This window comes from Halomonas marinisediminis, from assembly GCF_004347715.1.
Classification (GTDB): domain Bacteria; phylum Pseudomonadota; class Gammaproteobacteria; order Pseudomonadales; family Halomonadaceae; genus Halomonas; species Halomonas icarae.
In genome coordinates, this window is sequence record NZ_SLTR01000478.1 from 1 (window position 1) to 270 (window position 270).

At 64.8% G+C, this 270-nt stretch carries 1 protein-coding gene; it reads right to left on the bottom strand.

Translation table 11 applies throughout. The annotated features are described in order from the left end of the window. Positions 1 to 270, bottom strand: a 270-nt coding sequence (locus E0702_RS17480; protein ID WP_306766939.1) for a carboxyl transferase domain-containing protein, incomplete at both ends; no start/stop codon positions are given.

Sequence of the window (270 nt, forward strand, 5' to 3'; positions counted from 1 at the left end):
TCCGGCCGAAGCCGGTGATGATGTTCGCCGCATGCGCCGGCTGCGTTTCGAAGAAATCACCTTCGTCGACGACCTTCCGGATCAGCTCGTGCATGTCATAGGGCTGGTTGGCGCTGGCGGGCACCAATGAGTCGAGGCTCGGTTCCAGCCGGTCCCAGGCGTCGGCGGTCGGGCGTTCTGGCACCGCCTCGCGGTTCGACAGCGGCAGGAAGTCGATGAAGTCGCGTGCCGCGAGCAGCGCCTCGATATCGTTCTCGAACGCATTGTCGG